The organism is Hoeflea sp. (assembly GCF_984452065.1).
In genome coordinates, this window is sequence record NZ_CFHWAF010000115.1 from 1 (window position 1) to 14,488 (window position 14,488).

At 60.4% G+C, this 14,488-nt stretch carries 16 protein-coding genes; 13 read left to right on the top strand and 3 right to left on the bottom strand.

Annotation, left to right across the window (positions count from 1 at the left end):
- Both AC5E6N_RS18410 and AC5E6N_RS18415 read right to left on the bottom strand, forming a co-directional pair.
- The coding region (locus AC5E6N_RS18410; RefSeq protein WP_491749180.1) for a nucleotidyltransferase domain-containing protein at nucleotides 1-812 on the bottom strand (812 nt) is incomplete at its 3' end.
- Nucleotides 813-912: 100 nt separating this feature from the next.
- On the bottom strand, nucleotides 913-1,134 hold the full coding sequence (locus AC5E6N_RS18415) for a DUF2188 domain-containing protein (RefSeq protein ID WP_491749181.1): 222 nt from the start codon (nucleotides 1,132-1,134) through the stop codon (nucleotides 913-915).
- 142 nt (nucleotides 1,135-1,276) lie between these two features.
- Between AC5E6N_RS18415 and AC5E6N_RS18420 the strand changes: the two genes are divergently transcribed.
- Nucleotides 1,277-1,594, top strand: coding sequence for a helix-turn-helix domain-containing protein (locus AC5E6N_RS18420; RefSeq protein ID WP_491749182.1), 318 nt, complete (start codon nucleotides 1,277-1,279; stop codon nucleotides 1,592-1,594).
- Entirely contained in the window at nucleotides 1,591-2,226 is a 636-nt protein-coding gene (locus AC5E6N_RS18425; protein WP_491749183.1) for an ImmA/IrrE family metallo-endopeptidase, read from the top strand. The genes AC5E6N_RS18420 and AC5E6N_RS18425 overlap by 4 nt, the downstream gene beginning before the upstream one ends.
- A gap of 605 nt (nucleotides 2,227-2,831) precedes the next feature.
- On the opposite strand, the gene AC5E6N_RS18430 is transcribed toward AC5E6N_RS18425, so the two are convergent.
- Entirely contained in the window at nucleotides 2,832-3,605 is a 774-nt protein-coding gene (locus tag AC5E6N_RS18430) for an SDR family oxidoreductase (RefSeq protein WP_491749184.1), read from the bottom strand.
- A gap of 101 nt (nucleotides 3,606-3,706) precedes the next feature.
- On the opposite strand from AC5E6N_RS18430, the gene AC5E6N_RS18435 reads away from it, so the two are divergent.
- The 11 genes from AC5E6N_RS18435 to AC5E6N_RS18485 all read left to right on the top strand — a co-directional run bounded on the left by AC5E6N_RS18435 (nucleotide 3,707) and on the right by AC5E6N_RS18485 (nucleotide 14,194).
- Entirely contained in the window at nucleotides 3,707-4,834 is a 1,128-nt protein-coding gene (locus AC5E6N_RS18435; protein ID WP_491749185.1) for a mandelate racemase/muconate lactonizing enzyme family protein, read from the top strand.
- On the top strand, nucleotides 4,831-5,619 hold the full coding sequence (locus AC5E6N_RS18440; RefSeq protein ID WP_491749186.1) for an acetoacetate decarboxylase family protein: 789 nt from the start codon (nucleotides 4,831-4,833) through the stop codon (nucleotides 5,617-5,619). Before AC5E6N_RS18435 ends, AC5E6N_RS18440 begins: the two co-directional genes overlap by 4 nt.
- On the top strand, nucleotides 5,616-6,578 hold the full coding sequence (locus tag AC5E6N_RS18445; protein WP_491749187.1) for a C-terminal binding protein: 963 nt from the start codon (nucleotides 5,616-5,618) through the stop codon (nucleotides 6,576-6,578). Before AC5E6N_RS18440 ends, AC5E6N_RS18445 begins: the two co-directional genes overlap by 4 nt.
- 81 nt (nucleotides 6,579-6,659) lie before the next feature.
- Nucleotides 6,660-7,703: a rhamnose ABC transporter substrate-binding protein gene (locus AC5E6N_RS18450; protein ID WP_491749188.1), complete on the top strand. Its 1,044-nt coding sequence runs from the start codon at nucleotides 6,660-6,662 to the stop codon at nucleotides 7,701-7,703.
- 30 nt (nucleotides 7,704-7,733) lie between these two features.
- On the top strand, nucleotides 7,734-9,242 hold the full coding sequence (locus AC5E6N_RS18455) for a sugar ABC transporter ATP-binding protein (RefSeq protein WP_491749189.1): 1,509 nt from the start codon (nucleotides 7,734-7,736) through the stop codon (nucleotides 9,240-9,242).
- Nucleotides 9,242-10,291, top strand: coding sequence for an ABC transporter permease (locus AC5E6N_RS18460; protein WP_491749190.1), 1,050 nt, complete (start codon nucleotides 9,242-9,244; stop codon nucleotides 10,289-10,291). The genes AC5E6N_RS18455 and AC5E6N_RS18460 overlap by 1 nt, the downstream gene beginning before the upstream one ends.
- Nucleotides 10,288-11,289, top strand: a complete 1,002-nt coding sequence (locus tag AC5E6N_RS18465) for an ABC transporter permease (RefSeq protein WP_491749191.1) — start codon at nucleotides 10,288-10,290, stop codon at nucleotides 11,287-11,289. Before AC5E6N_RS18460 ends, AC5E6N_RS18465 begins: the two co-directional genes overlap by 4 nt.
- Entirely contained in the window at nucleotides 11,286-12,017 is a 732-nt protein-coding gene (locus AC5E6N_RS18470) for a FadR/GntR family transcriptional regulator (RefSeq protein WP_491749192.1), read from the top strand. Before AC5E6N_RS18465 ends, AC5E6N_RS18470 begins: the two co-directional genes overlap by 4 nt.
- Nucleotides 12,014-13,060, top strand: coding sequence for a Gfo/Idh/MocA family protein (locus tag AC5E6N_RS18475; protein ID WP_491749193.1), 1,047 nt, complete (start codon nucleotides 12,014-12,016; stop codon nucleotides 13,058-13,060). Before AC5E6N_RS18470 ends, AC5E6N_RS18475 begins: the two co-directional genes overlap by 4 nt.
- A gap of 4 nt (nucleotides 13,061-13,064) precedes the next feature.
- Complete coding sequence (locus tag AC5E6N_RS18480; protein ID WP_491749194.1) at nucleotides 13,065-13,883, top strand: sugar phosphate isomerase/epimerase family protein; 819 nt, start codon at nucleotides 13,065-13,067, stop codon at nucleotides 13,881-13,883.
- Nucleotides 13,880-14,194: an L-rhamnose mutarotase gene (locus AC5E6N_RS18485; protein WP_491691914.1), complete on the top strand. Its 315-nt coding sequence runs from the start codon at nucleotides 13,880-13,882 to the stop codon at nucleotides 14,192-14,194. Before AC5E6N_RS18480 ends, AC5E6N_RS18485 begins: the two co-directional genes overlap by 4 nt.
- Nucleotides 14,195-14,488: the final 294 nt, after the last annotated feature.

Genomic DNA, 14,488 nt, shown 5'->3' on the forward strand with positions numbered 1-14,488 from the left:
GCATGGGCCGCCAGTGAGGAAATGATGATCGATATTGGCTTGTTCGTCGGATGATCGGCGAACATCGTGTCGCGATGACGTTTTAGGATCATAATTGCCGATTGCAGTGGCGTGCGAACCCTATAGGTGGGAATGTCTTCGACGCTTGCCGTTACCCCTTCTGAACGCATCTTATTGAGCACTTGTTCGTGCCTGCGGATGAAAACATCTCCCATACGAGACTTGAACCATTCCGCATAACCACGTGGATTTGAACGGGGCCAGTCATCAGTGATTTCATAGTATTGCGGAACTTCGTTGTCGGTGATCGCTACGGCCGTATCAGCAAACCGGGCGTCCAAATTGCGGGATTCAAGCAGGAGGCGCTGATCATCCGCATTCGGAATGCAAGGGACGATGTCCATATGAAACTGTGCCCCGTCGGCATATTCCAGGCGCCAACACCTGCGGCCCTCATGGACTTCTTTCTGGATACCCTTGCTTTTGCGATACAGCTTGATTTCCTCACCCAATAATTCTTTCAGGTCGAATTGTGAAATACTTGATTTGCCCAACTTGGTCAGTGCGCAGGCGCAATCCACATCGTACTCTTCTTCATCAGATTGCGGCTTGATAACCGTCCCCAACCGGAATGAACCCTGCACAAACACATCTGGATCGAAGTTTTTCACACCAGATTCGTCCCGATGCAACCAGTCGCCGAGCGACTTGTAACTCTTTTCAGCCTGCTCGTACCGCGAGGTCGGAATTTCTAACGCTCTTGCCAGCGCTTCCAGATAGGCTTCTGCCTGTTTGGTAATCGTGACCGTCATGCCTTATTCTACCTCTTGGTTTTGCGCTCGAAAAAAGCAACCTTGACCTTCGCCTTGTTCTGGAAAGACGAAAGCCGCCCCTTATGGAGCGACCTTCACATCATCCCTTCGGCGGAAACGGATCGCTGCCATAGCTGTCCCGTGCTCGGATCCGCCCATTGCGGCCATGGATCAGGAGTTCGCTTTCCTGATTGCGCGCGATACCTCGTGCCCGATCTACTGCCTCGGCTTGAGTGTCATGAACGGAAGTAGCCCGACCGTTCCCCGCACCCTGGACGGCCCAGCCGTCTTCGTGCGGCACTACGTGTTGATTCTTGCCCATTTTCATCACCTCCTCTCGAATCGGTGCATGAACATGTCGTAAGATATAGTGAACGATTAGGATCTTGTCAACCGAGGCAAACACGTCGTATGACTTATCTAACGATTTGCCCACACATGATGTGGGAACTGGAGGAAATCGGATGTCATTGGCGGCGAAGCTCAAAGAGTTGCGGCGAAAGGAAGGGGAATCCCTACAAAAGGTCGCAGACGCTGTAGGGGTTTCAAAAGCGCATATCTGGGAACTCGAGAAGGGCTCGAGTAAGAATCCTGGGCTCGATCTTTTAACAAAGCTTTCGGCCCATTTTTCAGTCCCGATTGGGTTCTTAACCGACGAGCACGCGTCTCCAGAGGATGCCGCCGCTCAACAATTCTTCCGTGAGTTTGATGGAAGGCTTTCAGAAAAGGACTGGGATGTCTTGCGAACCATGGCCGAACGTCTCAAGGGAGACGGGAAGTGAATGATGATCTATGCATGGAGTTGGCTGATTGTGGGTCGCCAGAAGCTCTGCTGCGCGTGATCTTCGAGCATCATACCGATTGGCCGAAGAAAGTTCCGATTAAAGAACTTGCTGAGAGCGTCGGTATTATCGGATTTCAGGATCTTGATGTTGAGGGCTTTGTAGGTGCTCTCATGACCGATGATGCGAAGAACAAAGGCGTCATCTTGACCAAGGAAGGCCAGCCTGAAGGGCGGCACCGCTTCACGGTTGCCCATGAGCTCGGGCACTTCTTGATCCCATCACACCAAGGCAACCGGCAGTGTACGGCAGCCGACCTACGCGAACATCGCCGAGATACGATTCATAGAAAGCAGGAAAGTGAAGCTAACCGGTTCGCCGCCGGCCTTCTCATGTACAAGCCGCGCTTTACGAGGGATGTCGATCGTCTTGGTGAAGCTGATGTCAGTCATGTCATGACGCTTGCGAAGCGGTACGGCACAAGTCTCGAGGCGACGGCAAACCGATATGTCGATCTGAGTGAAGACACCTGTGCCTTCGTATTCTCCAAAGATGGTGTGATCCACTATGCGCGCGCGAGTGATGGCTTCCCGCGGACTTGCCGTTCAAAAAGGGGATCGCCTGCCAGCTGACTGCTACAGCCTTCTGGCGCCGGCTTCATCTTTGCGGGAACCCACAGACTGGGCAGAACTTGACGGCTCTGTCTGGCTCGAAACTGAATTCGGACATCGCGCACCGACAATTCTCGAACAATCTATGCGGCAACGAGATGGCCATCAGGTCACGCTACTTTTTGCGCAGGTAGCTGAAGACGAGGACACCACGGAAGAGAATGAACTTGAAGACAGTTGGCGAATTGGGTTTCGGCGGTAGAAAGATTGCCAGTCGCCAATACAAATGATTGATTCTAAAATTTGTTAGTTGTGGTGCTCGCTGGTCGAGTGCTTGAAACTGGCGTAACGATAACTGGAAATTATGGTCAACAATGACATCACTGTTTGCGATGCCGGTATCTCCGGATTGTTGATCGCCGCTGAACTATCTTTAGATCGCCCTTTCTTGATCTTTCCAATACTCTCTACGTATTTCCTTTTTCAAAACCTTGCCGTCAATCACAAGGCGCGAATAGCCGCTTTTCTTTCAAGTTGTCCCCCCACGCCTGCGGCAGGAGCAAGGGGCGCGGTTGCAAACGCATGCGGCTGCAGCCAGAGCTGCTGATCGGGTCAATTTTCAATGGCTATCTTGATTGCAGATTCATCATCGCGGTGAAGCGCTCCTGCCGCACATCGAGAATGAATTCTTCAAGTTCGCGCGCGTCTGAACCGCAGAGCCAGGCGATGACCGAGGCCGAGACGGTGGTCGGTACAAGGTCGGATTGGGCGATTTGGCTGATGGGATTGAGCCCGGATTCGCGTATGACACCCTGCATCGCTGTATCTGTCGGTGGGATGCCGATAAAGAAGCTCTTGACGCCGTCGTCGGCCAGTTCCAGGTCGAACATGTGCGTCAGCATGTGCATGGCCGCCTTCGACGTGCAATAGGCGGTCCAGCCTTCCATCGGTGTCGTCGCGGCACCCGTGCCGGCATTGATGACAACACCCCGGTTTTCGCGCAGCAAAGGCAGTGCCGCGACGGTTACGCGATGGACCCCGGCAACATTGACCGCCAGGGCCGGTATCAGATCGTCGCTGTCGAGATCGGAAAGGCGGCCGATCGGTGCGATGGTCCCGGCATTGTTGATAAGTATGTCCAATCGCCCGGCTTCCCGGCTCACACGCTCAATGGCGGCATCGACCTGATCCTGCGAGGTGACATCGAGCGGCAGCCGTGTTGCTGCCTCGGGAAGCGGCTCATTCGTGTCTGAATGGTCGTCGAAAAGGCCGGCGAAAACACGCGCCCCGTTGTCCACAAGTATCCGCACGGTTTCCGCGCCAATGCCACGGCCGGCACCGGTGACAAGAACTGCCTTTCCTGCAAGATCGGGAACGGGCACCGGTGCGAGATTGAACATTTTTGCTTGACCTCTATCGTTAAGCGTAGTTAATTGGCCTGACCAATTTACCGATAGCGCGAAGAGACGATCCTGTCAAAGGAATTGCGGGAGGACGATGGATGGATCGAATTGCCACGATTGAACCGATGGCCATCGAATATCCGGATCCGAACGATTTCGGCACCATCCGCAGGACCGTCCTGACACGGATCGAGACGACGAATGGTGTCATTGGCTGGGGCGAGAGCATCGCCATGTGGCCGGAAGCCTGCAAGGCGGTCTGCACGATCATAACCGAAGGTTTTCTGCCGCTCTTGAAGAGTCACGAAGCCGCCGACATCGACGGCGCCTGGACCGCCATGCGGCGACATGTTTTCTGGTATGGCGAAGGCGGTATCGCCTCCATGGCGATTGCGGGTATCGACATGGCGCTGTGGGACATTGCCGGCAGGCAGGCCGGCAAGCCGCTCTACCAGCTCTTCGGCGGCCTGAAACACGATCGGCTGCTCGCCAACGCGTCCAGCCACGTCAACAAGAAGGGGGAGGCGGCCTGCGTCGACGAGGTCGTCGGCTTTTTCGAGGCGGGCTTCCGTTCCTGCAAGCTGGGCTTTGCCAAGAAGGGCGAATCCAATATCGGCGGCGATCCGGACACCGATGTCAGCTTCATCCGCGCGCTGCGTTCGGCGCTCGGTGACGAGGCGGAAATCCTGGTCGACATCGGCAACGGTGTGCGCTGGGATGTCGATACCGCCATTTCCGTCGCCAACCGCATGGCCGAATACCGTATCGGCTGGTACGAGGAGCCGCTTTACCCGACCGACGATGCCGGCTATCGCAAACTCAAGGCCGGCACATCCGTACGCATCGCCAGCGGTGAACGGGAATTCACCGAAGCCGGCTATCGGCGGCAAATGGAAATTGGCGCCGTCGATGTTTATGGCGTCGATCCGGCGCGGGTCGAGGGCATTACCGGTTTCCGGCGCGCCGATGCGCTGGCGAGCGAATATGGCAAGGTCGTCAACGCCCATGCCTGGTCGACGGCGATTACAACGGCCGCCAGCCTGCATTTGTCGCTGGCCTCTCCCAATACGGAGATCTTCGAATACAAGCCGTTCAGCGTCGTCGTCCAGGACGACATTGTCGAGCAAAAGCTCTGGCACAAGGACGGCTGGGCCTACCCGCCGGAAGGCCCCGGGCTCGGCATCGATATTCGTGAAGACGTCATTCGCTCGCTGAGGTTCGCATGAGTGAAAAACGCACCAGATACGGGGTAACGCGCCCGACGGAAGAGGACATTCGCGCATCCGGCTTCTCAACGCCCTGGGACGCGCCGATGGTTCCGCCATTTCCGTTCCGCTTCCGCGACGCGGAGATTATGACGCTTTACTGGCGAACCGATTCCGAGGCCATGGCCTTCCTGCTGCCGCCGCCGCTTGAGCCGGTCGGCGATGTTGCCTGCGTGCATATCTACCGGATGAACGACACCGATTGGATCGGCCCCTATTGCGAGGCAAACGTCATGTTCGGCGCTCGCATGCCGGGCAATGAGACGGGGGGCTATTCGCCCTATCTGGTGCTGTCTTCGGATATCGGCGTTGCCCATGGGCGCGAGGTTCATGGCCAGCCGAAGAAACAGGGCGCGCCGATCATCGACCACCGCGGCGATCTGATCGTTGGCACCGTCGAGCGCAACGGCATAGACGTCATCACCGGCACACTGCCATACAAGCAGAAGGCGGCCGAGGCGGCCGATCTCAAGCCGCATTTCGACTTTGCCACCAATCTCAACCTGAAGGCCATCGACCACATCGACGGCCGGCCGGCGATCCGCCAGATCACATCGCGCCGACTGGCCGACGTGATGGTGCATGAAGTGTGGCGCGGACCTTGTACGGTGGAGTTGCGCCCCAACGCGCAGCTTCCGGTCTTTCGCCTGCCGGTCGTCGAGCCCCTTGAAGGCTTCTACTGGCGCGGTGCGTTCACGCTCGTCGCCGGCGAGATCCTCCATGACTATCTGGAGGCCGGCGCATGACCCGCACTGTCGTTGTCACCGACTACACGTTCCCGGACGTTTCCCGCGAAGAGCAGGCGGCGCGCGCCGGCGGCGCGGCGTTTTCCGCACACCAGTGCAAAAGCGCCGATGATGTCGCACGGGCCGTTGCCGGTGCCGATGTCGTCGCCGTTCAGTTCGCGCCGTTCACCGAAGCGGCGGCCGGCGCTGTCGCGCCGGGCGCCACCGTTATCCGGTACGGCGTCGGCTACGACAATATCGACCTGGGCGCGACCGCGTCGCACGGCCTGAAGGTCGGCTACGTCCCGGACTATTGCCCGGATGAGGTGGCGGACCACACGGCGGCTGCGGCCTTGGCGATGCTGCGCAAACTCATGCCGCTCGATAAGTCGGTGCGGGCCGGTCAATGGGCGGCGGTGGAGCACGCCAGGCCGCTGAAGCCGTTCAACGAAACCGCGCTCGGGTTTTTCGGACTGGGCCGTATCGGCCGTGCGGTCCTTGACCGGCTGATGGGATTTGGCTTCCGTTTTATAGCCAGTGATCCCCTGTTGAGTGGGGGCGAGGCCGCTGAACTCGGCGTCGAGAAAGTCGATGTCGGCATGCTCCTGCGCACCGCCGATATCATTTCGCTTCATGCCCCGGCAACGGCTGAAACCATCGGCTATTTCAACGCGGAGCGACTGGCGGCAATGCAGCCGCACGCCATGCTGGTCAACAGTGCCCGCGGACAACTTGTCGTCGAGGCGGACCTGGCCGTAGCGCTGAAGCGGGGGACGATCGCCTGTGCCGCGCTGGATGTCTTCGCAGATGAACCGTTACCTGCTGATTCGCCACTGCGCGATGCGCCGAACCTGCTCTTGACGCCCCACGCGGCCTGGTACTCCGATGCCGCCATTGGCCGGCTTCAGGGGCTTGTTGCGGAGGATATTTCGAGGGCTCTGCGAGGCGAACCGCCGCGCCGGCCCGTCGGCCAGGCTTAGGAGGAGATCGGATGCGTTGATGCATCCGGAACCGCAGCAAGGCGCTTTAGCGCCGAAAATCAACAGATGGAGGAGAATGGAATGAAAACGAAAGCACTGACAGCCGTCGCAGCGGCGCTCATGCTCGGCACCTCGGGCGCGGCCTATGCCGAAGCGATGAAGCTGGAGCCCGGAAAAAGCACTGACATGATCTTGCTGCCGAAATTCCTGGGCATCCTCGTGTTCGACCAGGCCAACGAAGGTGCACAGGAAGCGCACAGGGAGCTACAGAACCCCGGAAAGCTTTTGTTCCAGGGGCCCACTCCCGAAAACTCCGTTGCAGGACAAATCGAGATCATGACCACGGCCGCGACCCAGAAGCAGGGTGCCGTGCTGCTCTCCAACAATGCAGGTGACCAGATTGTTCCGTCCGCCGAGGCCGCCCAGAAGGCCGGCACCAAGGTCGTCACATGGGACAGCCCGATCCCGTCCGGCGAGGGCGAGAGCGTTTTTGTCGCCCAGGTCGATTTCGGCTCGATCGGCACGGTGATGGCCGACATGGCTCACTCGATCCTGGACGGCAAGGGCCAGATGGCCATCCTTTCGGCAACGCCCGATGCGGCGAACCAGAATGCCTGGATCGCCGCCCTGGAGAGCGAGCTTGCTGGCAACGACAAGTATAAGGGCATCGAACTGGTCGACACCGTCTATGGCGACGACCAGTCGGAGGTCAGCTACAACCGCGCCCTGGCGCTGGTCGACAAATATCCCGATCTCGGCCTGATCATGTCGCCGACCACGGTCGGTATCCAGGCTGCGTCCAAGGCGATGCAGGACGAGGGCCTGTGCGACAAGGTCAAGGTCAGCGGCCTCGGCCTGCCGTCGGAAATGGTATCGTACACCATGAACGGCTGTGCGCCGAAATTCGCGTTGTGGGATTTCCGCGATCTCGGCTACCTCACCTATTATACGGCCTACGCGATCGCCACCGGCCAGCTCAAGGGTGAACTCGGCGAGACGTTCAACGCCGGCCGCATGGGTGACTATACGATCGAGGAAGATCCCGGCCGGCCGGGTGCCAAACGCATCCTGATGGGACCGTTCACGGTCTACACCAAGGATAATGTCGAGGCCGCGGCGAAATAGCCGCCCGGACGCGATGCGGGAGAGATGGACATGAGCAAGCCGGTTCTGGCCCTGCGTTCGGTGACCAAGACATTCGGCATGACCGTTGCCCTGAAATCCATGTCGCTGGAACTTTATCCCGGCGAGGTGCATGCGGTCGTCGGCGAGAACGGCGCCGGCAAGTCGACCATGATCAAGACCATGACCGGCATCCACCAACCGAACGCCGGATCGCTGGAAATCGACGGGAAAACCACCGTCATCGCAGGGCCGCATGCGGCGCGCGATGCGGGCATTGCCGCCATGTATCAGGAGCCGATGGTGTTTCCCGATCTGGATGTCGCCGAGAACATCTTCATCAGTTCGACCCGTGAGGGGCTGTTACAGAACCAGCGGGAATTGCGGCACAAGGCGCGCGCCCTGATCGAGCGCATCGGCATGCAGCTCGAGGTCGACCGCACCGCCAGCGGCCTGACACTGGCGGAACAGCAGGCGGTGGAGATCGCCCGGGCGCTGAGCCAGGACGTTCGCGTGCTGGTCATGGACGAACCGACGGCGTCGCTGTCGGCGCATGAGGCCGCCCAACTTCGCCGCATCGCCACCGGGCTGGCGCGCGAAGGGGTTTCCGTCGTCTACATCTCGCACCGGCTGGAGGAGATTTTCGAAATCGCCGACCGGGTGACCGTTATCCGCGACGGCGAGCACATCTCGACGAAGCCGGTCGGCGAGACGGACGCCGACACCATGATTGCCGAAATGGTGGGCCGCGAGGTCGACCATTTCTTCGACAAGGCCGAGTCGCAAACGCGCCCGGACGTGCTGCTCAGCGTGCACGGTCTGGGGCGTGACGGTGTGTTCGAGGATATCTCCTTCGATCTGCATCGCGGGGAGATCCTGTGCATGGCCGGTCTCGTCGGCGCCCGCCGCACCGATGTCGGGCTCGCCCTCTTCGGTATCGCCCCCGCGACTGCCGGAACGATTGCCTACAAGGGCGGCGAAACGACGTTCGACAATGCCGGCGAGGCAATGGCCGCCGGTATCGCCTATGTCTCGGAGGACCGGCGCAAGCTCGGCCTCGCGATGCCGATGGCCATCCGCTCGAATATCACACTGGCGACGCTGAAATCCTACCTGTCGCGCTTCGGGCTGCTCGACCGCGCCCGGGAGCACGAAACAGCAGAGACGTTTCGCCGGCGCCTCAACATCCGCACGCCGGATGTCGACATGGAGGTCGGCATGCTGTCGGGCGGCAACCAGCAGAAGGTCATGCTCGCCAAATGGCTCAACCTGAAGCCCGACCTGCTGATCTTCGACGAACCGACCCGGGGTATCGATGTTGGCGCCAAGGCGGAGGTGCATGCGCTGATCCGCGAATTCGTCGCTGCCGGCGGTGCGGCACTTGTGATTTCCTCGGACCTGCCCGAGGTTCTGGCGCTGGGCGACCGAATCCTGATGATGCGCGAGGGGCGGCAGATGGCGGTGATTGACAACGAAGATGCGACGCAGGAACAGGTGATGGCGCTGGCCACCGGCCAGACAGACCTGCAGGAGGCGTCCTGATGGGTCAGGTGCTCAGCCGTATCAGCCCGCAGACCTTGCGCATCCTGGCGCTGCTGATCGTGCTGGCGCTGGTGGTGGTGTTTTTCTCCACCCAGATTCCCAACTACCTGAACGGACGGCTGTTCAACCGGATCAGCAGTTCGGTCGCCATCATGGCGCTGATCGCCACCGGCCAGACATTGGTCATCCTGACCCGCAACATCGACCTGTCGGTCGGCTCGATCGTCGGCTTCTCGGCCTTCGCCGCCGGCTCGCTGGTCACCGGCATGCCGGATCTCCATCCGGCTCTGCTCGTGCTCTACGCGGCGGCGGTCGGGGCGGCTTTCGGTGCCTTCAACGGTCTGATCGTTGCCTATGCACGCGTGCCGTCGATCATTGTCACTCTGGCGACGCTGGCCTTGTTCCGTTCGTTTCTGGTCGAGTATTCCGACGCCAAGTCGATAACCTCATCCAACCTGCCGCAATGGCTGGTCGCCTTTCCCAACACCACGCTGTTCGAGATCGGCCAGTTCGATTTCCGCGCCGGCTTCCTGTCGGCTCTGGCGGTGGTGATCATCGTCCATGTGGCGCTCAACCGGCTGCGCCCGGCGCGGCGGCTCTATGCCGTCGGCTCCAATCCGGAAGCCGCCGAGATGGCAGGCATCAACACCAAGGCAACGGTGCTGACCGCCTTCGTGCTTTCCGGCGCGCTGGCCGGTCTGGCCGGGCTGATGTTCCTCGCCCGCTTCGGCAACATCACGGTGGTTGCCGGCCTCGGTTTCGAGCTGAAATCCGTCGCCGCAGCCGTGCTCGGCGGTGTCAATATTTTCGGCGGTTCGGGAACGGTCATCGGCGCTTTCAGCGGCGCCGTTCTGGTCGATCTCATCGACACCAGCCTGGTGCGCTGGGCGCTGGTCAGTGAATTCTTCCGCGAGGCGGTGCTCGGCGCCCTGATCCTGATATCGGTTTCGGTCGACGCGGTGCTGATGCGGCGTCTGATCCGATTGCGCATTGCCCGCGAAAAGCGCAAATCCGAAGCCGCGGGCGCCGTTGCGGAGGTCACCCGATGACCGGCCCCGCTCACACCACGGCTTCCACGCGGCGGCTGCAGACCTGGGAATGGTTCCTGATCGGCGTGCTGCTGGTGATCGTCGTCGCCAACAGCGTCCTGTCGCCGCAATATCTGGCGCTGTCCAACCAGATCAATCTGTTTCATCTGTCGATCGAGAAGGTCATCGTCGCCCTGGTGATGACTTTCGTCATCATCAATGCCGAGATCGACCTGTCGGTGGGCTCGATGATGGGGCTGGCGGCCTGTGCCTTCGGCTGGCTTTTCCAGGCAGGCGTACCGGTGCCTCTTGCGATCATTCTCGTGCTTGCGATAGGCGTTGCCGGCGGTGCACTCAACGGCTTCTTCATCTCCCGCATCGGCTTGCCGTCTCTTGTCGTTACGCTGGCGACGCTTATCGGGTTCCGCGGTCTGGCAAGGGTTCTCGTCGAGGATCGTGGCATTGGTGAATTCCCCGAATGGTTCGATGCGCTCGGCCAGCGGGGCTTTCTCGGGCCGGTGCCGTTCGCGCTGCTCGCCTTCGCCATCCTGTTTCTGGTGCTCTATGTCGTGCTGCAGAAATCGGGATTCGGGCGCAAGACCTATGTCATCGGCACCAACCGGGATGTCGCCGAGTTCGCCGGCATCGACACGGCGCGTCACAAGATGATCCTGTTCATCGCCTCCGGCACGGTCGCGGCCTTTGCCGGTCTGCTCTATGCGGCACGGGTGGGCGCGGTGCGCGGCGATGTGGCGCTCGGCTTTGAACTCGACATCATCACCATCGTGTTGCTCGGCGGCGTCAGCATTTTCGGCGGCACCGGCTCGCTGCTCGGCACGCTGCTGGCCATCCTGATCGTCCTGAATCTGCGCAACGGCATGGCACTTCTCAACATCACCGGGCATATCCAGACCGGCGTGATCGGCGTGCTGCTGATCGCCTCTGTGCTGGCGCCGCGCGTCAATATCAGGGCGTGGCTGCCGTCCCGGACGACAAAAATCGCGGGGACCACGGAATGAGCGATCCGGCAAAGCTCGAATTCGAAAAACCGATCGTTCGGGAATCGGTCGCCGAACTTGTCGCCCACCGCCTGCTGGAAATGGTCAAGGCCGGCATCCTGAAATCCGGAGACCAGCTGCCGCCGGAACGGGAACTCGCCGTTTCGCTGAATGTCTCGCGGCCCAGTGTGCGCGAGGCGATCCGCGGCCTGTCGATCCTGGGGGTCGTTCGCACCCGCCAGGGCGGCGGCGCCTATATCAGCGAGCTCGATGCCGAATCGCTGCTCGGTCCGATCCAGTTCTTCCTGTCGCTCGAGGACATGAACATCCGCGAGCTCTACGACGCCCGCAGCCTGATCGAGAGTGACGTGGCGCGCCGGGCGGCCGAGCACATTACCGACGAGGAACTGCAACAACTGCAGCAGTTGATCGATGAGCAGAGGGTCATCGATGATGCCCTGGCGTTCCGCATGTCGGATTTCGCGTTCCACGAAACGATCTGGAAGGCGGCGCGTAACGCCTTTCTCAAGCGCATCGGCGAGAGCCTCAACGTCCTGGGGCTGGAATTTCGCAAGCGTGCGTCGGAAACCGGAGGCGTGCTGGAGCAGAGCGTTCGTGATCACAAGCGCCTTCTGGATGCGTTGAAGGCGCATGACCCGGATGCGGCGGCGGCTGCCGCGGCCCGCCACATGCGCAATGTCTACAAGTCGACCATCGTCCAGGACAAGAAGGGAGGAAGCAGAGGATGACCGCCAGAATCGGAATCGTCGGCGTCGGTTGGTGGGCGACCTTCAACCACATACCCACGATCCGGCAAAGCGAACATGCCGATGTCGTTGCGATCTGCGACCTCAACGACCAACACCTTCAGGCGGTCGGCGACCGGTTCGGTATTGCGTCGCGCTACACGGATGTGGCTGAAATGCTGGCGAATGAGCAACTGGACGGCGTGGTCGTCTCAACCCCTCATATTGCGCACACGGCGCCCGCCATCGCCGCACTTGAGGCCGGTTGCCACGTGCTGGTGGAAAAGCCGATGGCAACGACAGTGGCGGACGGACGTGCCATTGCCGCCGCGGCAGAAGTTGCCGGCCGATCGGTGCTGGTTCCGTGCGGGCTCAACTTCACCGGTTACACGACGCGGGCCGCGCAGATCGTGCGGGACGGACGTATTGGCGAAGTGCGTCACTGCGTGTGTCAGATGGGCTCGGCGCTCGACGATCTGTTCTCCGGCGAACCGATGCTGGAAACCGTCGATCACATGTACCGTCCACCGGCGTCCACCTGGGCGGACCCCGAACGGGCAGGCGGCTATGGTTGGGGTCAGATGTCCCATTCGCTGGCCTGGCTGCTGTATGTTTCGGACCTGACCTTTGAAAGTGTCTACTGCATTGACGGCAAGTCGAAGACCGGCGTGGACCTCTACGACGCCGCGGTTGCCCGGGCGACCAATGGCGCCACCGTGTCGCTATCGGGATCCGCCACCGTGCCGAAGCATGTCGGCATGCACACGGACATCCGCATCTACGGAACCGAGGGCTGCCTGTTTTTCGACAATGAGCGGGCGCGGCTGGAATTGCGGCGGCTGGACAGCGACGACGAGGTCGTTCCGATCAGCCCGCAGGAAGCCGCCTATGACGGCGCGCTGCCAGTGTTTAGGTTCGCCGAACTTTGTGCCGGCCGGCCGATCGTCAACGCCGCCGACGGGGAAAATGGCGCACGGGTAACCGAGGCCATCGACGCGCTCTATCGCTCGGCCCGTACCGGCGAACTGGCCAGAATCGGAGGATAATCGGATGCATCTTTCGTTGACCTCGTGGTCCTTGCCGGCCTGCTCGCTGCAGGAGGCGGCGGACATCTCGAAGGCGCTTGGCATCGGTGCGCTGGACGTCGGTCTGTTCTACCGCTCGGCCTTGGACAAGGATGAGATCCTGTCCGATCCGGCCGCCGCCGCGCAGAGCCTGGCACCGCTCGGCGTGCGCATCCCCAACTATTATCACCTGTTCGGCGAGGGTCTCGACGGCCGCAATCTGGCGCTGCCGGGGACCATCGACGCCAATGCCCGTGATCTGGAGCAGGTGCTGACCTTCGCCGACGCGGCGGACATTGCCACAGTGTTCATCCTGCCGGGCGTGGTCAATGCCAGACAGTCGCGGGACGAAGCGGCAGCCGTTTCGGTTGACAGCCTGCGTGCCCTGCTTGCCGTCGCCGCGGATTTTCGCGCGACGATCTGCATTGAGCCGCACGTCCATTCTTTTGCCGAATCGCCGTCAATCGTGCAGCGGCTGATCGATGAGACGGGGATAAAGCTCGCCCTCGACTATTCGCATTTTGCCTGTCTCGGTTACCGCCAGGCAGAAGTCGATCCGCTCGTTGCCCACGCCGCCCATGTGCATCTGCGGCAGGCGAGGATGGGCGCGCTGCAGGCGAAATTCGACCAGGGGACGCTGAATTTTCCTGCAATGTTCGGCACGCTGCGCGATGCCGGCTATCGGGGCGCTCTGGCAATCGAGAATGTTCATCAGGATTATATGAACACGCTGTTCGAAGACGTTCTGACCGAAACGATCACCATGCGCGACTGTTTCCGCGCCTGGCAGGAGGGAACAAAATGACCGGTTACGCCTGGGTTCTGGAAGTCCGTCCCGGATATGAAGAGGAGTACCGCAAGCGCCATGATGAGGTCTGGCCGGAAATGCTCGACGCCCTAAGGGCCGCCGGAATTTCGAACTACAACATCTTCCGCCACGGGCTGACGCTGTTCGGCTATTTCGAAACCGACGATCTGGAGGCCACAAAGGCGAAACTCGCCGACGATGCCGTCAATGCCCGCTGGGGGGAGTTCATGGCGCCGATCATGAAGATCGACATTGATCCGACGACCCGGTTTCCGTATCTGTTGCCGAGAGAGTTCTTCATGGAGTAGCACTCCGCGTCCATACAGTTTGGATATTGTGATTTCCGGTTTGCCACGCACCTGCAATTGATTGGTAACAGTAATCAATTGCCCTATTGGGGTCGACTCCGGCTCAGTGCAGAATAGGGCGCTAAGCTCAGATAGTGGTCCTGGAGTGTTGCTCAAACGTAAGCGCTTTCTGGGCCCCACCTTCGGTGTGATTTTTTGATGTGAGAGATTACGGAGATTTATTTTCTCACAGGTATGGTCCATGGATGGTCTTTCTGAGGTTCTCACAAAATTCGGAGTTTTGGTTGGCCCGCG